This is a genomic window from Pseudoalteromonas sp. OANN1 (assembly GCF_024124685.1).
Lineage (GTDB): Bacteria > Pseudomonadota > Gammaproteobacteria > Enterobacterales > Alteromonadaceae > Pseudoalteromonas > Pseudoalteromonas piscicida.
Genome location: NZ_JAMXSE010000001.1, coordinates 347,015 through 367,511, shown reverse-complemented (window position 1 = coordinate 367,511; position 20,497 = coordinate 347,015). Strand labels below are relative to the sequence as shown.

23 protein-coding genes are annotated in these 20,497 nt (G+C 41.8%); 13 read left to right on the top strand and 10 right to left on the bottom strand.

Going from position 1 to position 20,497, the window contains the following annotated elements; genetic code table 11:
- Window positions 1-95 precede the first annotated feature (95 nt).
- Window positions 96-230 carry a hypothetical protein gene (locus NH462_RS22855; RefSeq protein ID WP_010378895.1) on the top strand — a complete coding sequence of 45 codons (135 nt, stop codon included), beginning with the start codon at window positions 96-98 and terminating at the stop codon, window positions 228-230.
- A 27-nt stretch (window positions 231-257) separates the two neighbouring features.
- On the opposite strand, the gene smrA is transcribed toward NH462_RS22855, so the two are convergent.
- Window positions 258-839, bottom strand: a complete 582-nt coding sequence (smrA, locus tag NH462_RS01755; RefSeq protein ID WP_253103438.1) for a DNA endonuclease SmrA — start codon at window positions 837-839, stop codon at window positions 258-260.
- A 122-nt stretch (window positions 840-961) separates the two neighbouring features.
- Window positions 962-1,201: a hypothetical protein gene (locus tag NH462_RS01750; RefSeq protein WP_010378899.1), complete on the bottom strand. Its 240-nt coding sequence runs from the start codon at window positions 1,199-1,201 to the stop codon at window positions 962-964.
- Window positions 1,202-1,561: 360 nt separating this feature from the next.
- On the opposite strand from NH462_RS01750, the gene NH462_RS01745 reads away from it, so the two are divergent.
- From NH462_RS01745 to NH462_RS01720, 6 genes are all read left to right on the top strand, one after another.
- The gene (locus NH462_RS01745; protein WP_253103436.1) at window positions 1,562-3,172 is read left to right on the top strand and encodes a diacylglycerol kinase family protein; all 1,611 of its coding nucleotides are present in this window, start codon (window positions 1,562-1,564) and stop codon (window positions 3,170-3,172) included.
- Between the two features lie 80 nt (window positions 3,173-3,252).
- Window positions 3,253-4,656: a sigma-54 dependent transcriptional regulator gene (locus NH462_RS01740; protein ID WP_253103435.1), complete on the top strand. Its 1,404-nt coding sequence runs from the start codon at window positions 3,253-3,255 to the stop codon at window positions 4,654-4,656.
- A gap of 15 nt (window positions 4,657-4,671) precedes the next feature.
- Window positions 4,672-4,887: a histidine kinase gene (locus NH462_RS01735; RefSeq protein WP_253103433.1), complete on the top strand. Its 216-nt coding sequence runs from the start codon at window positions 4,672-4,674 to the stop codon at window positions 4,885-4,887.
- Entirely contained in the window at window positions 4,884-6,368 is a 1,485-nt protein-coding gene (locus NH462_RS01730) for a sensor histidine kinase (protein WP_253103431.1), read from the top strand. The genes NH462_RS01735 and NH462_RS01730 overlap by 4 nt, the downstream gene beginning before the upstream one ends.
- Window positions 6,358-6,807, top strand: coding sequence for a response regulator (locus NH462_RS01725; protein WP_010378908.1), 450 nt, complete (start codon window positions 6,358-6,360; stop codon window positions 6,805-6,807). Before NH462_RS01730 ends, NH462_RS01725 begins: the two co-directional genes overlap by 11 nt.
- 113 nt (window positions 6,808-6,920) lie before the next feature.
- On the top strand, window positions 6,921-8,873 hold the full coding sequence (locus tag NH462_RS01720) for a response regulator (RefSeq protein ID WP_253103429.1): 1,953 nt from the start codon (window positions 6,921-6,923) through the stop codon (window positions 8,871-8,873).
- A gap of 27 nt (window positions 8,874-8,900) precedes the next feature.
- Here the strand turns inward: NH462_RS01720 and NH462_RS01715 are convergent, their stop codons facing one another.
- From NH462_RS01715 to NH462_RS01695, 5 genes are all read right to left on the bottom strand, one after another.
- Window positions 8,901-9,155: a hypothetical protein gene (locus tag NH462_RS01715; protein WP_010378914.1), complete on the bottom strand. Its 255-nt coding sequence runs from the start codon at window positions 9,153-9,155 to the stop codon at window positions 8,901-8,903.
- Entirely contained in the window at window positions 9,139-9,576 is a 438-nt protein-coding gene (locus tag NH462_RS01710) for a phage holin family protein (protein ID WP_010378916.1), read from the bottom strand. The genes NH462_RS01715 and NH462_RS01710 overlap by 17 nt, the downstream gene beginning before the upstream one ends.
- 2 nt (window positions 9,577-9,578) lie before the next feature.
- Window positions 9,579-9,908, bottom strand: a complete 330-nt coding sequence (locus NH462_RS01705; protein ID WP_010378919.1) for a hypothetical protein — start codon at window positions 9,906-9,908, stop codon at window positions 9,579-9,581.
- Window positions 9,909-10,325: 417 nt separating this feature from the next.
- A complete protein-coding gene (locus NH462_RS01700) occupies window positions 10,326-10,901 on the bottom strand; it encodes an outer membrane beta-barrel protein (RefSeq protein ID WP_017216222.1) in 576 nt (191 codons plus the stop codon).
- Window positions 10,902-10,962: 61 nt separating this feature from the next.
- Complete coding sequence (locus NH462_RS01695; RefSeq protein ID WP_010378923.1) at window positions 10,963-11,526, bottom strand: BON domain-containing protein; 564 nt, start codon at window positions 11,524-11,526, stop codon at window positions 10,963-10,965.
- A 235-nt stretch (window positions 11,527-11,761) separates the two neighbouring features.
- On the opposite strand from NH462_RS01695, the gene NH462_RS01690 reads away from it, so the two are divergent.
- From NH462_RS01690 to NH462_RS01670, 5 genes are all read left to right on the top strand, one after another.
- Entirely contained in the window at window positions 11,762-12,646 is an 885-nt protein-coding gene (locus NH462_RS01690; RefSeq protein WP_017216221.1) for a mechanosensitive ion channel family protein, read from the top strand.
- Window positions 12,647-12,811: 165 nt separating this feature from the next.
- Window positions 12,812-13,258, top strand: coding sequence for a PA2169 family four-helix-bundle protein (locus tag NH462_RS01685; RefSeq protein WP_253103427.1), 447 nt, complete (start codon window positions 12,812-12,814; stop codon window positions 13,256-13,258).
- Window positions 13,259-13,268: 10 nt separating this feature from the next.
- Window positions 13,269-13,436, top strand: coding sequence for a DUF1328 domain-containing protein (locus NH462_RS01680; protein ID WP_010378934.1), 168 nt, complete (start codon window positions 13,269-13,271; stop codon window positions 13,434-13,436).
- Window positions 13,437-13,476: 40 nt separating this feature from the next.
- A complete protein-coding gene (locus NH462_RS01675) occupies window positions 13,477-13,668 on the top strand; it encodes a hypothetical protein (protein ID WP_010378936.1) in 192 nt (63 codons plus the stop codon).
- 216 nt (window positions 13,669-13,884) lie between these two features.
- Window positions 13,885-15,510 (top strand): methyl-accepting chemotaxis protein, encoded by a 1,626-nt coding sequence (locus tag NH462_RS01670; protein WP_082086223.1) that lies wholly within the window; start codon window positions 13,885-13,887, stop codon window positions 15,508-15,510.
- A 127-nt stretch (window positions 15,511-15,637) separates the two neighbouring features.
- Here the strand turns inward: NH462_RS01670 and NH462_RS01665 are convergent, their stop codons facing one another.
- The 3 genes from NH462_RS01665 to NH462_RS01655 all read right to left on the bottom strand — a co-directional run bounded on the left by NH462_RS01665 (window position 15,638) and on the right by NH462_RS01655 (window position 17,907).
- On the bottom strand, window positions 15,638-16,009 hold the full coding sequence (locus NH462_RS01665; RefSeq protein ID WP_010370869.1) for a hypothetical protein: 372 nt from the start codon (window positions 16,007-16,009) through the stop codon (window positions 15,638-15,640).
- Between the two features lie 145 nt (window positions 16,010-16,154).
- Window positions 16,155-16,919 (bottom strand): ElyC/SanA/YdcF family protein, encoded by a 765-nt coding sequence (locus tag NH462_RS01660; protein ID WP_253103425.1) that lies wholly within the window; start codon window positions 16,917-16,919, stop codon window positions 16,155-16,157.
- 100 nt (window positions 16,920-17,019) lie between these two features.
- Window positions 17,020-17,907, bottom strand: a complete 888-nt coding sequence (locus NH462_RS01655) for a LysR substrate-binding domain-containing protein (RefSeq protein WP_010370874.1) — start codon at window positions 17,905-17,907, stop codon at window positions 17,020-17,022.
- A 291-nt stretch (window positions 17,908-18,198) separates the two neighbouring features.
- On the opposite strand from NH462_RS01655, the gene metE reads away from it, so the two are divergent.
- A complete protein-coding gene (metE, locus tag NH462_RS01650; protein WP_290442324.1) occupies window positions 18,199-20,475 on the top strand; it encodes a 5-methyltetrahydropteroyltriglutamate--homocysteine S-methyltransferase in 2,277 nt (758 codons plus the stop codon).
- The last annotated feature ends 22 nt before the right edge of the window (window positions 20,476-20,497 follow it).

The window sequence follows — 20,497 nt, the reverse complement described above, 5'->3', positions numbered from 1 at the left end:
GAGAATAGTGTAAACTACTGTATAAAAAAACATCTTGAGTGTTTATGAATGATGCATTAATTTAACAAAAAAACAATAATAAAAAGGTCTAACCCATGAAGCAAAGTCAAGGTGGCGCGAAATTATCACTTGTTGTGGTTTCGGTTATTTTGTTAGGTGTATCAGCTTGGTTTAATCAAGCGAGTGCAAGTGAACTTCAGGGGACGACACCCACCGCAAATAGCAAATAAGCCGAGTTTTACTCGGCTTTTTGTTTTTTAGCGTTTAGCGTGACGCTCTCTATTTTCTTGTTTTTTCTCATCACTCTTTCTTAGTAGTACGTAAGTAGAGCCGCTACCACCATGGCATTTTAATGCAGAGTGAAATGCCAACACTTGTGGCATTTCTTGCAGCCATTTATTTGTATAGCTTTTCAGTACAGCGGGAAAGGGTTTACTGTTTAAACCGATACCATGCCTTAATAACAATACTCGGATGCTTTTTGCATGGCAATCTGTAACAAAGTCAAACAAGGCTTTGCGGGCATCATGAAATGGTTTGCCATGTAAGTCTAAGGTAGCATCAACTTGGTATTTACCTAATCTGAGATTTTTGTATACACCATCTTGGACGCCGCTTTTTTTATAGGCGAGTAGATCGTGCGGATCTAATAGATCAACGTATTCTGTGGATAAGTAATTAGGATCAAACTCAAGTTCTTGTTCGGCAGCCTCGCGTTTTGCGAGTTGCGAAATAGTTGGTTTGTTTTTGTGACGGCGTAATTCTGCTTTTTTGTCTTGAGCGAGCGGAGTGACGTCGCCCATTGAAGCTAAAAATAGTTCTTCATCAGTCATGGCCATACTGCTTCTCCATTAACAAGCAATGATGGCCATGATTTTAGCGCACCGAAGTGAAATAGGGAACTAGTCGCTGGGAACTAGTCGCTGGGAACTAGTCGCTAGGAACTAGTTACTGCAAAGAACTAGTGAACTTCCAGCTGACCAAAGGTATAGACTTTGAATAGATAAAAAGTATTTATCAAAATCAAGCTAAGGTTAGAAATTACACTGGTGTTCATCAGATCAAGGCTAAACGAGATAAAAAGTACGCCACATGCGCACACAGCAGCTACTCTTAGTAGCGTTTTATGGTTAATAAAAAAGGCACCAAAACCTAAAGTAAGTAATATTAAGTTAAGTAGCCAGTCGAGCTCGTTTGCCATTGTCTGTTTGGTTCTCCAAATGCGTTTAAAGGATCGCCATTATGGTGATCATTTATGCTTCATTCAACTGATAAATTTTATGATTTTCACATTAGAAATTTTAATGGATTAATGGTGGCTGAATACTTATGTAGCAGCGCTTGCATAAGTCGTTACAAATACCCAGACGCACTTTTTATTTCTTTGTGAATAGTCTCAGCTATAGTTAAGTATCTTCATGATTATCATAAACAAGTTGATGAATCAGCGCAGATTAAGAAATGCATACCTATACTTAGTTACATATGTACAAACCTAAGAGAGTTCCGCATAAGGCGATAATAAAAAGCCGTAGGCGACAAAAATAATTAAGGAAAGGCAATGAAAATGCTTAAGTACTACCTGTTTGCAAGTCTCTGTTTAGCCGCACTCACGATCCACAGTATTGGATCTTGGCTAATGTTGCCGCTTGCGTGGTTTACCGTCTCTATTTCTTTAGTTACTTTTGCTTATGCAACCAACTATCCGCACATATTTAGAAAGCACGGTACAGGCAAAATTCCTTGGTATATAACCTGGCTATTTTGGCCTTACTTAGGTTGTGTACATTTATACAATGCAATTGAAAGAGGTAGAGATGTTGTTGATGCATTTCAGCCGCTTACAGATAATTTATTTGTTGCTTGTCGGTTATTTCCAAGCGATGTGGATATGCTTAAGGCGGAAGGGATTGAAGCCATTTTAGACGTAACTGCTGAGTTCGATGGGTTAAACTGGTCAGCAGAACAGCAAGGCTTACACTACCTCAATATTCCAGTGTTAGATCATCAAGCGCCTACCTCAGAACAGTTAGCGCATGGCATGGCATGGATAGCAGCGCAGCACGAACTAAAACGAAAGGTTGTAGTGCATTGTGCGTTAGGTCGAGGACGCTCAGTGTTCTTTTGTACTGCTTATTTACTCGCAACCAACCCTGATTATACCGTCCGTGAAGCACTCGAAAAAATACAAAACCGCCGTGAAACGGCGAGGTTAAACAAGCAACAACTTAAGGGAATGACAAAGCTACATCACAGTCAAAACTTTACCCATAGTGAGCAGGCGGCGTTAGTCATAAACCCTGTATCAGGATCGGGTAAATGGTTTACCTATGAAAATGACATTGTGGGTATGCTGACGGAAAAATATAACTTATCGATTCACTTTACAGAGAAAGAGACAGATGTCGCGGCTTTAGCTAAACAAATCATGTCTGATAAACAGCCAAATATCATCATAGCAGGGGGCGGTGATGGCACATTAGCAAGCGTCGCCCATGGTGTTCATGAAAACGATGTACTGTTTGGTATATTGCCTTTAGGTACTGCAAATTCCTTAGCGACCGTGTTACTCGGTTCACTGTCCAAGATAGATCCTATCAACCGCGCTTGTGAAGCAATTTTAGCGGGTAAACCTAAGCCTATTGATCTAATGAACTGTAATGGCCGCACCGCGCTTTTAGCGGCGGCCGTTGGCTTTGGTCAGGAAATGATAGAAAAGGCTGGGCGTGAAGAAAAAAATAACTCGGGGCAATTAGCCTATATTCGAGGCCTTTGGCAGGCGGTAAGTGAGAATAAGCCCCTTAATTTTAGAGTGAGCTTTGATGGCGCTGAGCAATCTCAGTTAGAATGTGTTAGTCTGGTTGTAGCGAATGCAGCACCAAAAACCACAATTCTTGCTCAAGGTCATGGAGAGCCAATCTATGACGATGGCAAACTAGATATTACGATTTTACCGGTTGAACCGGATGGTGCGCAGAATCTTACGGTAGCTGAACTTATTTTACCTAAATTGGACGGCAAACCTTCTAATATTCGCACCGAGCAGTGCGAAAAGATAAACATAGAATTTGAACAAGAACAACACTTTGCACTAGATGGTGAAGTGCTTAGTGCAAAAAGTATTGAAATAGTGATCCAGAAACACGCGCTGAACGTAATGGTTCCGAATTAGGCATTTTGCGGCCATTCATTAGTGTGCGAGATAAAAATCAAAAGTGGAAACACTATTGGAGCATTGAGAGAGGGACTCAATTGAAAACCGTTTTATTAGTAGATGATGATCATGATTTTGCAGAGCTGGCTTGCCGTATAGTTGAATATCTGGGCCATGACGCGTGCTTAGCGAATGACTTGGCATCGGCCAGACAATGGCTAGAAACGCAAAGTTTTGATCATATCTTTCTTGATTTTATGCTGCCAGATGGCAGTGGTTTACATCTAGTTGATGAAATTAGAGCCGCAGGGATCCGTACACCAATAACTATGGTTACGGGACATCCATCAGTAAAGTCAGCATTGTCGCAGCTTTGTCATGATGGATTGAATTATCTCACTAAGCCCGTTGACGCAGATGATTTTAGAAATGCGTTAAGCCCTTCCAAGAACAAACCCAAGCGAACCGAAAGTCAAGCGCATTTTGGTGTGTTGCTGGGCGAGTCTGCCAAAATGAAACATCTATATAAGATGATAGAGCGCGTGGCAGGTACCGACGCTAATGTGATGTTGATGGGGGAAAGCGGTGTAGGTAAAGAAATGTTTGCCCGCGCAATTCACAATGCTAGCACAGTGACAGGGGATTTGGTTAACGTAAACTGTGGTGCAATCCCGAAAGACTTGATCGGTAGCGAACTATTTGGTCATGAAAAAGGCGCGTTTACGGGAGCAAATGCTCAAAAAGTTGGAGTATTTGAACAAGCAGAGAATGGCACTTTGTTTTTGGATGAATTAACCGAAATGCCAATCGAGCAACAGCCAAACTTGCTACGTGTACTTGAAACTCACACGGTGACACGAGTCGGTGGCACAAAGCCGATAAAAGTAAATTGCCGGGTAATATCGGCGACTAACCGTAGTGTCGAGGATATCGCTACCAATGACGTACTGCGAGAAGACATTTATTTCCGTTTAGCGGTATTTCCAATCCACATTCCACCGCTCAGAGAGAGAAAAGAAGACATTCCATTACTTGCCGAGCATTTTCTCCAGGGTTTGAATAAAAAAGGTAATAGTCAATACGTGATTAAGGCGGCAGATATGAGCCGCTTGGTTGAATATGATTGGCCCGGTAATGTACGTGAACTCAAGCACACTATTCATCGTGCCTATATTATGGCGGATCACGATGACCATAGCTTAGTATTTGATGCGAACTTTGCCTCACCATTCGCGCAGGCGAAACGCATGATGGAACATGCGCAGTTAAATCGCGCTCCAATTCCACCACAGGTGGGTACTTCAAGCAGAGCAAATGCGATTCAAGTACCTACGCCTGAAATGAAGCCAGGTAAAACCATAGAAGAAGTAGAAAGAGAATTGATCTATCAAACATTAGAATCAGTAGAAGGTAATAAGACGCTAGCGGCCAGGATGCTTGGGATCAGTACAAAAACACTTTATAACCGCTTAAATGCCTATGAAGGAGAAGCACAGTCATAATTTCGAGGAGGAAAAATGACACATAATGATCAAGGTGAGCTTGCAAAGCTAGTACACGATGCACGCAAACCTTTGAATCAAATTTCAATGAATTCGGAATTGATTAAACTTATTGCTGAACAGCCGGGTTCTCAGCAGCAGATAATTGACATAGCGAACACGATTATCAAGGCAACCAAAGAGTGCAGCGAGCTGTTACAGACGCTGGTGGAGCAAGGAAATAATGAGTGAACAATGAATCAAAGTTTAGTTATTTTATGAACTTAAGTAATAAACTGAATTTTATCTGGTTTGCAGTTGTTGTGAGTGTAGGGTTGGTGGCGTCGAACGCGCTTATCGGTTTCAAAAACGTTAAAGAGCTCAATCAAGTTCAAGAGAGTATTCGCAATACCAGTGAAGTGATGATGTCATTGGACCGACTGCATATTGCGATGCTAAACGCAGAGGCTGGGCAACGAGCATTTTTAATCTCCAATAAAGAAAGCGATTTGGCACCTTTTAAAAAGGCATTGCAAAACCTTGATGAAAGTATAGCCAAAGTTAGCCTGAGTCATTCTGAAAGTGACGTACAGCAACAAAAGATCAATCTTTATGTCGATGGAGTGAAGGAGCGGTTCAAAACTTTGCAAAGCACGGTGATAGTGGCGCGTAATACCGATGTGGGTAACGAAACTCAACTACTCGACCGAGCTACAGAATCAGGTGGTGACCTAAGAGAAGAATTTACTCAAATCATGGCCGCAGAAGTGGACATCCGGACCATTCAGCTAAATCAGCTGAAACGTGTACGCAAAGAAGCACAAATTAATATAGTGGTGTTTACTTTGTTGAGCGCCGTGATGATTTTTGCCATTTTGCTGCTTTTAGTCGTCAATCTGCGCAGTGCAAAAAGAGCAAAGAGCGAATTAGAAAAAGTAAACGATCATTTAGAAGAAAAGGTGCAAGCGCGTACCGAAGCATTAGAACATTACGCTGAAGAGCTAAATCGTAGCAACCGAGAGCTCGAAGACTTTGCATTTGTTGCCTCTCACGACCTGCAAGAGCCGCTGAGAAAGATCCGCGCTTTTGGCGATCGCATCGAAAAGAATTATGGTGAGCACCTTGATGACAAGGGTAAGGATTATTTGGCTCGAATGACGAGTGCCGCACAGCGGATGTCGACGCTTATCACTGACTTGCTTGAGTTATCCCGAGTTACCACCAGAGCAAAGCCTTTTGAAGAACAGGATCTCAACCAAGTTTTACAGTTTGTGTTGGACGATTTAGAAATTGCAGTAAATGACAGCAGTGCGAGCGTAAACTCGGACGTGTTACCGACAATCAAATGTGATGCTAGTCAAATACACCAGCTGTTTTTAAATCTACTTTCCAATGCGATTAAATTCAGAGTAGAAGGGCGCGATCCGATTATTACAATCGCGGTTGAAAACACTCAATTGATGAGTCAAGATGCTTACACTTTTGTGGTAGAAGATAATGGCGTTGGCTTTGATGCTGAATATGCTGAGAAAATATTCTCGCCTTTTCAACGACTACATGACAGAAAAAAATATGCTGGTACTGGCATTGGTTTAACCGTGTGTAGACGCATTGTTGAGCGACACGGTGGAACGATTTCAGCGACCAGTGAAGATGGTAAAGGTGCTAAATTCACGATCACACTACTCGCTGAACCAACACCAATTATTCAGGAACTGAAGAATGAACTATAAAAAAACTCAGCCGATCCATATTTTGATGGCGGATGACGACGAAGATGATCGCTTGTTGGCTCAAGACGCTTTAGAAGAAAGCCGAGTACTCAATGCATTTCAGTTTGTTAAGGACGGGGTTGAGCTTTTGGAATATTTGAGAAATGAGGGGGAGTTTACTGATAAACAACGATACCCAAGACCAAACCTCATTTTACTTGACCTGAATATGCCAAGAATGGATGGTAGAGAAGCGTTACAAGAAATCAAAAAAGACCCAATACTACGCTCTATACCCGTGGTTATCTTAACTACTTCCAAAGAGGAAGAAGACAAACTGAGAGGGTATGACTCAGGCGCTGCATCTTACATTACTAAGCCCGTGGATTTTGATGGTTTAGTTGATTTGATGAAACATTTAGGCAAGTACTGGATTGAAATAGTAGAGCTGCCAAATTAATCCCATCGCGCTTGTGCATACAAGCGCTACCTCACCGCAAGTCGTCCTATACTTGTTTCAACATAACGTGACGACTCAAACGAATTAATATCACTTCATTTGTGGAGGCTAGTATGACAAAGGAGTCGGTCAGTGAAGTCAATGTGCTGCTCATTGAAGATGACGAAGACGATTATATTTTAACCTTAGATTATTTACAGTCTATTCCTAACTTTAAATTTAATCTCGTTTGGCAAAGCCAATACCATCAAGCGCTAGAAGAACTGGAGAGTAATGGCTTCGATCTCTGCTTATTGGATTATCAATTAGGCCCACAAACCGGTTTGAGCGTATTAAAAGAAGCCAGAGCAAGACAGGTTCATACGCCGATAATCATGCTGACGGGGCAATCAGATGAAGTGTTAGATAACGAAGCCCTAAAAGCGGGGGCTGAAGACTTCGTGCTTAAGTCGGAAATAAGCAGTGCTCGATTTATTCGTTCCATTCGCTATGCTTTGGCACGCAAAGAACTTGAACGTGAACGCCTGGAGCGATTGCGGGTCGAGTCTGACAGTCGAGCAAAAGACCGCTTTTTGGCACATTTAAGCCATGAGTTGAGAACACCGTTAACGTCTATTTTAGGTTACACCAATCTCCTCTTATCTCGGGAAGAGTTGCAGAATGTTAAGCCTGAGCTTTCTATAATCAATAACAATAGCGAGCACTTACTTAACTTGTTAAATGATGTGCTCGACCTATCCAAGCTAAATGAAAACCGGTTACAGCTAAATAAGCAAAGCACGTGTTTGAATAGCTTTCTAAGTGATTTATATAGTCTGTTTAAAATGGCCGCAGCCAAGAAAGGCTTGAGTTTTAGCATTGAAGCTAAAACACCACTTCCACAAGATGTAAAGATTGATAAAACACGGCTAAAACAGGTACTTATCAACATTATTTATAATGCGATTAAGTTCACAAGCTCCGGTTTCGTGAAGGTTGAGATCACGTTACAAGCTGAAGCAAAACTTGAGTTCAAGGTGATTGATACAGGTATTGGTATTCCTTGCGAGAAGCTTAAACGTATATTTAAACCTTTTGAACAAGTACAAAACGTCACAACGCGCACGGATGAAGGTGCTGGTCTTGGTTTAGCTATTAGCTCTGCACTCATTAAATTGATGGGAGGCGAACTTGCGGTTGAGTCGACTTTGGGAGAGGGGAGTGAGTTTGGTTTTAGTATTGACCTTGATGCTATCGATGAAATGACTCTGGCGCCATTGATGCTAGATAAAACCCAAAATGCGACCGATAACTCGCTTCCATCTGATTTGCAAGGGCATATCCTTATCGTTGAAGACATTAGTGAGATCCAGATGTTGTTGCGCACCCTGATAGGTCAAACCGGTGCAACCGCTGAAATTGCGGGCGATGGCATCGAAGCGCTTGCGATGCTTAAGGATAATCCTGATAAGTATGACTTAGTCTTTATGGACTTGCACATGCCAAGAATGGATGGCCGAGATACGATTGTTGCACTCAGAGAGCGTGGTATTGACTTACCTGTTGTCGCACTAACGGCGGCCGCTCAAAAAGGCACAAAAGAAGAGTTAGTGGCGCTTGGCTTTAGCGATATGATGAGTAAGCCTGTTAATGTCTCTGAGTTAGGTGAATATTTAGCACACTACTTGAGTGATGAATTGGCAACATCTAGCGATGATGTGGAGCAAACTACCGGTACTTTGCAGTTTTTAGTGGTAGAAGACGATGCAGATACACGGAACTTGCTTAAGCTGTTACTTAATTCACTGCAAGTAAATGTGGTTACGGCTGAGTGCGCGCAAACTTGTTGGCAGCACTTTGTTGGTTCTGAGCGCTTTGACACGATTTTACTGGATATAGGCCTGCCCGATAAGTCCGGGCTTACGCTTGCGCGAGAGATTAAAGCACAAGATCCTAATCAGCATATCGTGATTGCTAGTGGTTTTGATCCAGAGCCGGAAAAGTTGGCCGAGTCACAAGTGGATGACGTGTTGTTAAAGCCTATTACACTGGTGGATCTGAAAGAAATTAAAGAAAATCTGGTTTAGATAAGAACCAAAGAATAGCGCAAGGAATTAAATGATACCTTGCGCTATTCTTTGTAGTAGTACGATTTTTCTTAGTGCACCAAACTTGCCATATTTAGCGCTGAGTGCGCCAAACATAAACATGAAGCCTAACCCTTGAGGAGAGCTAATCGCGCCGGTAAATACTTTTTTGGCTTTCACTTGGGTAAGGTGATTAAAATGCCGTGCAGTAATGAGCTTTTTCTTCTCTATCACCACTTCTTGGTGCAACTTATCAGTGATGAATTCAGCGAGCTTCGTCATTACTGGCCTCCTGCTTCGCAACTGGAGTATAAAACCCAGACGTCAGGTCGTTTATGCTGTTATTAAAGAGCTTTAGCCCTGTGATGATCAGGTAATAAATCATTGCGATATTGATAGTAAGCACAATACCCGCCGAAATAAACCAGCTTAGGCCTGCGTAGGTTAAGGCGTAAGCAAATAACACGTGCAAGCTGCCCCATACCATCGCCGTTAAAATCAAAGAAAACAGAATTAACCCGAGCGCGATACATAAAGTTTTTAAATTAGCTCTGAACTTGGCACCTAATAGGTTAATTTGTGCTTCCGCGATTTGCTGATAACTGTCGAATAATAGAGACACAGAATCTTTAAGCTCAGCGAGCGCTGGCGTGCGCTCGTGAGCTGCTGCTTGACGGTCTCTTAGTTGAGCTTGGTCTTGCATGATTACTTATTCCTTAACAGCATAGTTGCCAACATACCGAGTGAAAATGCGATACCAGCCGTTTTTACTGGGTTTTCCGTTGCATACTTTTTCACACCAGATGTATTCCACGCACGTTCCCACTCTTTACGCTTGGCACCAATGGCTTCGCCTGAGTTATGGCCTTTTTCGCGCAGCGAGGTTTCAGTGCGAGACGCTGAAGCGTGCAGTGAATCTACTGACGCATGTAATGTATCTGCAATTTGATCCGTAACTGGGTGACTAGAATCATGGCCATTTGACTGTGGTTTTGCTGTGTTACTTGTCTGTGTTTGGTTTGCTTGATTACTCATAAACTACTCCTTATTCGTTTAGTTCACTGTATTTGTTGCAAACCCTTTGCCAACTTAAAACTTTATAAATATCAGCTTGTTATCTATTTTTTATATTTTGTGTCGGTAGATGCGATACGAAGGGTGTAAATGTTACATAGCAGAACCTACAGGGTGTAGAGTTTAAAAATGCGACAGATTTCATTTCTAGCTGTGACTGGTAAATATTACATCTAGAGATTGTTTATCTTTAAACTCTATTTTCTACAAATAAAGGAATAGCGAGAAAGCAATCATATTATTCAATATAGAAGCCGTACATTGAAAACAAAAAAGGCGCTACCAAGAGGTAGCGCCAAAACCAGACTCTTGTGGAAGAGCCAGGACTGAGTCAAAGGGGAAATAATTGGGAGGCTATAAATTAGCCATCAGTACTGCTTAAAATTGATACTCAATAGAGACTGCTGCTACGTCCATATCAGGATCAATATCGTCTTCAAGTTCGTAGCGCGTATATTCTAAACGCATGTTAATGTTTTCGTTTAGGTGGAACTCTACACCGGCACCATAAAGCCAGTCGCCACCTTCAAGGTTAGATGAAACACGACCCACAGCTGGAATATCAGCATAGATATCTGCATCCCATTCAAGCCAACCACCTTTTGCGTAAACTGAAAAGTATTCGTTTAATGGGGCTGAGAGACGTGTAGATAAAGAAATACCGTCGATTTCAGCAGAGTTGTCAATGTCACTTGCTTCGTCGAAGTTTTCATAGGCAAGTTCAAAGCTCCAATATGGATTGATTTTTGTACCCACATACGCTTTTAACATAGACGAGTCATCATCGAACGAGGTGTCGTTCTCACGATCTTCCCACTGAAAAGAGTATTGGCCATAACCGATACCTGTATAAATTTTATAATCTTCTAGTCCAAAATCAGACTCCGCGTGAGCAGCGGTAGATGCAAGACCTAGAGAAGCTAGTAGCGCAGCGGCAATAGTTAATTGTTTCATCTTTACTCCTTAAATCAATATAAATATGGGAGGGGGGAGTACCCCCTCAAATCAAAATTGCTTATGATTTTTTAGTAACGCGAAGGTTATCTTTTACATCTTTAACGTCATTGGCGTTTTTTGCGATTTGCACAGCAAGTTTACGCTCTGCTTCGCTGCCAACATGACCGTTTAGTGTTACGACTAAACCTTCCACATCAACATCGATGTCAGTACCATCTACATCTGTGTCAAACAGGTAGCGAGACTTAATTACTGTTGCGATTTTTGCGTCAGTAAAGCCGCTATCGCTTTCGTAGTTACGCTCTTTTTTGCGTTCATCGGACATATCCACGATAGTCAGGTCGTTTTTCACTTCTTTTACGCCGTCGATACCTAGTACCAGTTCTTCAGCTAGCTTTTTGTCTACTGAGTGTTCAACTTTACCAGTTAGCACTACAACGCCATTTTTTACATCTGTGTTAATGTCAAAGTTGTTCAGCTCACCGTTGAAAAGTAGCGTCGCTTCTGCTTTACCGTCTATCCAAGCATCGCTTGCTTCTTTTTCCCAAGAATTATCAGCAGCGAACGCTGAAGCAGTAGTAAGTGAAGATACAAGTACAGTTGCAATTAATGTCTTTTTCATAATTAAACTCCTTTAATTTCGTAGTCGAATTACCTATTGCAGCTGTTGTGCCATGTTGTAAATTATTGAATTTTATGTGTTTTTATTTTGTTGGTAAGTTTTAAGGAAGAATTTACCGAGAAAATGTGTACATTACTTTGTAATAATTACCTTTTTCATGAACGGCTAATTAATATCAGTAGGAATGATTACTGCATTCTATCTTTGTCGCGTACTTATATAGGAATGAGTAATTATGAATTTAGAAAAATTTTGGACGTTAATTAATGATAAGTTAATCTCTTGGCTTGAATCCGGTGTGCAGTTACTACCGAATATGATCCTAGCCTTAATGATACTAATATTCTTTACAGTGCTGGCTAAAATATCAACAATCTGGTTTTCTAAAGCGATTAAAAAAGCAATAAAGACAGAACAAGTTGCTTCTCTTATTAGTTCCATATTTAAAGTCTCTATTATTACCATTGGGATTTTCTTCGCTTTAGATATAGTAAAACTATCAGGTGCCGTAATGTCACTGTTGGCTGGGGCGGGGATCATTGGCCTTGCTATTGGCTTTGCATTCCAAGATATGACCGAGAACCTCATCGCTGGATTTGTGATGGGAGTCAGAAAGCCCTTTATGGTCGGTGACATTATCAGAACCAAGGATTGCTTTGGCACGGTAAGTAAAATCAATTTGAGAAATACCTTAGTAGAAAACTTTTACGGCCAGCTGTCTTATATTCCCAACAAAATTCTCTTTAAGAATGAGTTACAAAACTACACTAAGCTTGGTAAGCGAAGAATAGAAGTACCAGTTGGTATCTCTTATGCGGATGACCCAGAACAAGCCCGAGAGGTGATTGTTGAGGCAATTAACAAGCTTGATTTCGTAGTAAACCAAAAAGAAACGGATGTCTATGCTGAGTCTTTTGGTGATAGTTCTATCAATCTACTCGTGTGGTTTTGGATAGACTACCCAGCTGATCCCGGCTTTATGGTGGTCAGGCACCAAGCAATTTGTACAATTAACCGTGTTTTAGCCGATAACGATATCTTAATTCCTTTCCCTATTAGGACGATGGACTTCAATGCCAAAGGCAGCACGACCTTAAGTGCGCAATTATCACAGGAATAATTTACATCTAGTTTGTAATATTTTCACCGGTCTGAAAGTGCTTATATTAAAAACCCTTGTAAAATAAAGGTTTATAATTTGGCATTTAATCTGCATTGACGAAAGGGACAGAAAATAATATTTGCAAAATGCACTTATTAAATATTGCAACGAAAGGAGTTATTTATGGCAGATTCAAATTACGACATGGAGCCGGTAAAAGAGCTCATTAAAGTATTAAATGGTGGTGTTGATTTTTACACCGAAGCTAAAAAGAAGCTAGATAATATCGAATTAAACCGCGTATTTGACCAAATGATTGTAGATAAAGCGCAAGCAATCTCGGATCTACAACCATTTGTTCTTATTGACGAGGGTGAAATCGAGACTGATTCAGCGCTTAGCATCGATATTCGTGAATCGTACACCAAGTTGGTTGGTATGGTGAGCACCGACAAAGAGCACACCTATATTTCTCAGCTAGAAGAAGTGGAAGATAAAGTGTTGAGCAAGCTTGATAAATCGCTAAGTAAAGATCTTCCACCTAAATGCAAGAGTGTATTACTGCAAATTCAAACCAGAATGCAAGCTTGTCACGATCAAATGAAGCAGTTGCAAGAGCTAACTGCCTAAGGAGAATGTTATGTTGAGTTGGGCTGTAATGTTTTTATTCCTAGCACTTGTCGCAGCCGTGTTAGGTTTCACCGGAATCGCGGGCGCTGCGGCAGGTATGGCGAAAATTCTATTCTTTGTGTTTATCGCCTTTATGATTATTTCGTTTATTTTTGGTAAAGCACGCGCTCCCAGATAAAAGGGATTTAACGTTCTAAAACGGTTTTAGGAGATAGATTATGAAATCAGCAATTACATTAGCTAAAGCATTTGGTTTTGTTTCAATTTTAGCACTTTTTGGTTGTAGTGAAGGCCCAGCGGAAGATGCGGGTGAGCGTTTCGATGAAACGGTGCAGGAAGTGGAAAACAGTGTAGAAGATGCCTGTGAAGATGTAAAAGAGAACCTGAACGCAGAAAACGAAGAGTGTTAAGCAAAAACAATTTCGACGTGGAATGTAAGAGGAGAAGCCGATAAAGCTTCTCCTCTTTTTTGTAATAAGTTTAAAAATCAATACCCTAAAAAGGGGGGACACAGTAAATAAATATGATGCACATCAAAATCACGCTGCTTAATCTGCAATTAATATTGTAATCTACGAACTTTGAGTAATACTTTATTTCTATGTTTACTCAATAAAAATCAGATTATGCTAAATAGGGTTTCAGTTAAAAGCAGATTGTTGTCGCTTTCAGGCATACCTGCTGTGTTTTTTATTCTTGCAACCATCTTCACAATCGGAACATTATCAAACCTTATCAATTACATTGACCGTATTTATGACGACAGAGTTGTACCGCTTAGACAAATAAAAGTGGTGTCAGATAACTACGCGGTGGTTATTGTGGATACGTTTCACAAGTTACGAGGCCATCAACTATCCAATGGTGCTGCGTTAAAGCAAATCGAAGAAGCTAAGAATATCGCTGAAAAAGAGTGGAATAGCTATTTGTCCACGGACCTTACGAGCGAAGAGCGAAGCTTAGTAAAGCAAGTTGAAAAAGCAGAATTAAGTGTCAAACAACTGCTGTCTAATTATATTAACCGAGTTAACGCAAATACCTTTGAAGAAATTCCTTACGATAAATTTGTACATGACCTCTATGCGGCCTTCGATCCGCTTAGCGAAAGCTACAGTGCCCTAATTGAATTGCAGCTTACTGAAGCGAGTGCGCTTCGGAACGTCGGTCGCTCAGAAGCCAGTGCGACAAAAGCGGCGATGATTATCTCTTCCGTTGTTATTGTGGTAGTAATGGTGCTAATTGGCATGTTGATATTTAGGTCAATTAATGAACCGCTTAGCCGCTTACGTATGCGTATTGGTAATATTGCAAGAGATGCAGATTTAACACAAAGAGTGGTAGTTGAGGGGCAAGATGAGTTAAGTCAGATAGGGAATGACTTCAATACCATGGTGTCTAGCTTACATGAGCTAGTTACCAATCTAGTCACAATCGTGAATAGCCTTTCTACGACCTCGAACGAGTTGAATGGTATCAGTCAGTCGATTGCGGGCACTTCGCAAGAGCAAGAGCAGCAAACAGTGATGATTGCAACCGCAGCAACAGAAATGAGTAGTGCGATACAAGAAGTGGCGCATAATGCGATGAATACCGCGAACAAAGCTGAGATGTCCGGCAAGCTTGCGAAACAAGGGATGGATGTTATTTCGCAAAATATTCAGGCCATTGAGCGCCTTGCTAGTGAAGTAGGAGATAATGCGCAGTTAATTAAAGCGTTGAACGATCAGTCTAATGAAATCAACCAGGTTGTTTTAATGATCCAAGGTGTGGCTGAACAAACAAATCTTCTGGCATTAAACGCTGCAATAGAAGCTGCGAGAGCAGGGGAGTCTGGCCGAGGTTTTGCGGTTGTTGCCGACGAAGTCAGGCAATTGGCACATAATACGCAAAAAGCCACAGAATCTATCCGAGATATGATCAGCAAGTTACAGGGCATGGCACAAAACGCAGTATCATCAATGGAGAACGCGCAATCAAGCGCAGCTGCGGGGGTAGATAGGGCTAATGAATCAGCTCAAATAATGACCGATATTGATAAGGCGGTGGATGAAATCGTTGGTATGAATATTCAGGTTTCAACGGCGACAGAAGAACAAACAACGGTGGTTGCGGAAATCAGCGAAAATATTAATGATTTCAGTAGCAGTATTTCTGAAATTACCCGAAATGCACAGAGTAATGCCGATGTAAGTAATGACTTAGAAGCGTTAGCCGAGCAGCTAAACAGCCAAGTACTAGTATTTAAAGTTTAGTAATATTAGGGCCGAGCCTGTTTAAATCAAACAGTAAAGATCAACAGGCCCTAGAATTAAAGAAATAAAAAAACCTCGTCATTGCGAGGTTTTTTTATTTATGGAGTTGTTGTTACACCAACTGATATTACACAACACCACGAGGTAAGCGGCAGTCGTGATCTTTTGCTGCTAGTTCAGCAATCCACTGTTCTTCCGCTTTGAAGCCTTCTTCGTTTTCTGTAACGATAGTAAAGCTCGCTGATTTTACAGCTGCAGCCTTAGGCGCTTTCTTAGTCGTTTTCGCTTTTTTGGCAGGCGCCTGCGTTTTCTCACTTGCTACAGCTGACCCTGAAGTTAGCTCTTCTGTTAATTCGGCTACCTCAGCAAGACGCATGTTTTTGCCACCATCGATGCTATACCAACCTGGCTTTGCAGTGATCTCAGGCTTTTTGCCATGTGCAGCTTCGTACGCAGCTTCGAAAGCGCTTAGTACTTCAGTTTTATCTAGTTTACTCATCGTAGATCCTAGTCGTGTTGTACGCGGATACGCGGGTTAAGATTAAACTCTATTTATACCCATATTTGCGCAAATTTTCAATTTTTTACGTTTTTCAGCGCTAATTTGTCGAACTTTAGCCTGATTTTGGTGTCTTTTTCGGCGCTTAAAGTGCCTCAGGGTCAATAACACGACGGATCGTGATCCACATACTACCAAGCTGTTCATGCCAAATCCGAGTGACTACTTCTAAGGCCTTATGGTTCGGAATAAATTGTCTGCTCAGTGGGTATTGCTTGAAGTTATAAAACTCCGTCGGTGCAGCGATCACTTCTATGCCTTGTGCTTCAAATAGGTTTTTTGCGCGTTGTATGTGCGATGCTGATGTGACCAATGCGACCTCATAATCGACTAGTAAAGGCGCTAGCATTTTTGCTTCGTCCGCGGTGTCTTTGGCATTGGGATTTTGCTTAATACGTGTAGCTGAAATACCTAGGCTCTGTGCGGTTCTTGCCATGAGTCCCGCGCTTGTTGCATGGCCATAGCCGTAACCAGAAACATACAGCTGGGCCTTTGGGTAAATATTAGCAAGTCTTACGCCTTCAACTAACCTGGCTAGACCACAGCTGCCAAGTTGGGCGTTGCTGGGGAGAGATTTATTTGGGTATAAATCACAGCCAAGTACCACGATTTTATCTATGTTGTTGTGCTTGCTAGGATTGAATGCGGCGAGAGTGCCTGTATCCCACTCAATAATATGTTGTGCGACATAAGGAGTCGATAACGCCCATGTGGTCAGTAAGACGAGCCAGCTTGCGATGTAAGGTCCTTTACGCGTTTTGGCAATAAAAAGCATAAGCCCCATAAGCACCACTAAAGATAATGGTAACGGCATCAGAAGTTGACCGATAACCTTTTTGACTTCAAACATTTAAACATGCCCTAGATTTAGATAAGCCTGACGCAATGCTAGCATGAGATGGGAGTTGTAGAAATGTATAACAGTTAGGGCTCAAAAAGAGCCCTGTCATCTATCTTGCAGTGGTTTTACGGCAAGTATTGAGGAAATGACGATAAACAGGGTTATCTTTCATGCTTTTCTTCATTGCTAAATACATTGGACGATTTAGCCCAAGTGCGCCTAGAGGAATCGATTTAATTAGCCCTTGGCTCTCATAAGGTGTCACTAACCAGTCCGGTAGTGCTGCAACCCCCATGCCTGCACTTACCAGTTGGAAGATTAATAAACCTTGATCGACGGTTTTTAGCGTACCATCAAAGCGTGCATTTTGAATAAAGTGCTTAAATATATCCTGGCGCTCGCGAGGAATAGGGTAAGAAATGATGGTTTCATCTTTTAGGTCGAGTGCTGTGACATAGGCCTTCTTGGCCAATTCGTGATCTGGTGCAACGATTAACTTTAATTTAAAGTCGAAAAGGTGCGCGTATTCCAATTGTTCTGGTTCTCGAATGTCTGAGGTAAGCACTAAGTCCAGCTCATCTTCAATAAGGTCAGGAATAGCGTCGTAGCTAAAACCACGTTCGTAATCGACTTTAATGTCAGGCCAAAAGGTATTGAATTCTTTAATTGTTGGCAGCAACCAGTGAAAACAAGCATGGCATTCCACGCTTAACCTGAGTTGCGAGATAGGTTGATTAAGGCTTTCCTTCAAACGACACTTGGTTGCTTCAACTTTAGGTAAAACATCGTTGGCAAGTTCCAATAATAACATCCCTTGAGGGGTAAAGCGTACTGGTTGCGTTTTGCGCTCAAAAAGCTGGCAGTCGAGTTTGCTCTCAAGATCTTTGATCTGATGTGATAAAGCAGATTGAGTCAGGAATAGCTCTCGTGCTGTATTCACGAGAGAACCAGTTTCTTTCAAGGTGGAGATAGTCTTTAGGTGCTTTATATCAATCATTATCAACAATTCTCATATTTTAAGTGAGCAAATCTCAGCATTACTCAATATTACGATTCTATTTAGTTATTATCAATGTCTAGACGTCTAAATACCTGCGGTGAGTTGTTCAAAAATTCACAAATCCACTATAACACTAAAAATGACAGCGTTGTCACTACTTGTGTAAAAATTTTTTAAAAAATTACAATTTAATTTTATTCATATGAAATCTGAGAAAGCATCAATTGTTGTTTTTGATTATGAGAATTATATTTTTAGACATCCATGCATCTAGACGGAATTAAAATCATGGCATTAACACATAACTTGGGTTTTCCACGCGTAGGCAAAAAACGTGAACTTAAATTTGCAGTAGAACGCTATTGGTCGGGCGACTTAACGCAAGACGACTTAATCGCGGAAGGAAAGCGCATTCGTGCAGAAAATTGGGCATTGCAAGCTGAGGCTGGTGTTGACCTTCTACCTGTAGGCGATTTTGCTTGGTATGATCACGTGTTGAATACTTCATTACTTGTCGGCGCTATTCCTAGTCGTCACAAAAATGATGAGTCGGTAAATCTTGATACTTTGTTTCGGATTGGCAGGGGACGAGCACCTAGCGGCTGTGCGTGTGCTGCAAGTGAAATGACGAAATGGTTCAACACCAATTATCATTACATCGTCCCTGAGTTAACTCAAACGCAGGAATTTTCCCTAACTTGGACGGAGTTATTTACTCAAGTAGAGGAAGCACAATTACTTGGCTACCAAGCAAAACCCGTATTGGTCGGCCCGGTAACCTACCTCTACTTAGCTAAATGCGTTGGTCAAGAGTTTGACAAATTGGCTTTATTAGATAAGTTATTGATTGTATATCAGCAGGTACTTACCAAGCTTGCTGAGCAAGGTGTTGAGTGGGTACAAATTGATGAACCTATTTTAGCTCTGGAAATCGACGATGCTTATCGTAACGCGCTGCGCCGGAGTTTTGATGCGTTGAGCGGGCAAGGAGTAAAAGTGTTGTTGGCCAGTTATTTTGACTCCGTACAAGCGCATGTTGAAGATATCCAGTCTTATCCCGTAGAAGGCGTACATTTTGACTGCGTAACGGCAAACTACGACTTGGCTGCGTTAGAGGAAGTAGTTGGGCAAGATAGCGTGCTGTCTCTAGGGGTTGTGAACGGTCGTAACATTTGGCGCTCGGATCTTGAAGGTGTATATCAGCAACTTGCTCTGGTTCATGAACGTCGAGGTGATAATCTCTGGCTTGCTCCTTCATGCTCATTATTACATACGCCAGTCGACTTAGATCAAGAGCAAAAACTTGATAGTGAGTTAAAGTCTTGGCTCGCATTTGCCAAACAAAAAGGACAAGAGCTGGCATTATTGAAAAATGCATTGGAGCAGCGTGATATTACCCAGTTGGTCGAATATTCTAAGCCTGTAAAAGCGCGTTTGACTTCTACTCGCGTGAATAATAATGAGGTGCAGCAGCGTGTTTCAGCGCTTACAGCAAAAGACGGCCAACGCAATAGTGAATTCGCAACCAGAATTAAAAAACAAGCACAGTCGCTAAATTTACCCTTATTGCCAACCACAACGATAGGCTCCTTCCCACAAACCCAGGCTATTCGTAAGGCGCGACGTGATTATAAAGCGGGTACGTTGAGTGCTGATGCTTATCAAAGCCAGATGGAAGCAGAGATCCGTTATGCCGTTGAAGAACAAGAAGCGCTTAACTTAGATGTGCTGGTTCATGGCGAAGCAGAGCGCAATGATATGGTTGAGTACTTTGGTGAATTACTCGAAGGTTTTGCCTTTACTCAGTTTGGTTGGGTGCAAAGTTATGGTTCGCGCTGTGTTAAGCCCCCAGTGATCTGGGGAGATGTCTCGCGTGCGGCACCAATGACTGTTAATTGGACGAGTTATGCACAGAGCTTAACCAAAAAACCGATGAAGGGCATGCTAACAGGGCCTGTGACTATTTTATTTTGGTCGTTTGTCAGAGATGACTTAGACAAGCCGAGCATCGCGAATCAAATCGCATTAGCACTGAGAGATGAAGTGGTGGATTTGCAAAACGCAGGGATTAAGGTGATCCAAATCGATGAACCTGCATTTAGAGAGGGGATGCCACTCAAAGCCAGTCAGTGGCAAGCCTACTTAGCGTGGGCGGCGTATGCGTTTAGGGTATCTGCAAGTGGTGTGAATGACGAAACACAGATCCATACGCATATGTGTTACTCGGAGTTTAACGATATTATCGCCGCCATAGCGGATATGGATGCGGACGTGATCACAATTGAAACGTCACGTTCAAATATGACCTTACTCGACGCCTTTGAAGATTTTGACTACCCCAATGACATCGGGCCTGGCGTTTATGATATTCACACACCAAACGTCCCTGAGGTGGCATGGATAAAAGACTTAATTCACAAAGCAGCGAAGAAAATCCCGGTAGAAAGATTATGGGTGAATCCAGATTGTGGGCTAAAAACCCGAGCATGGACTGAAACCCGAGCTGCACTTGAGAATATGGTGACAGCAACCAAGGAGCTTAGAAGCGAATTAGGGGAAAGTTAATCTAAACCAGTCCACATACCTC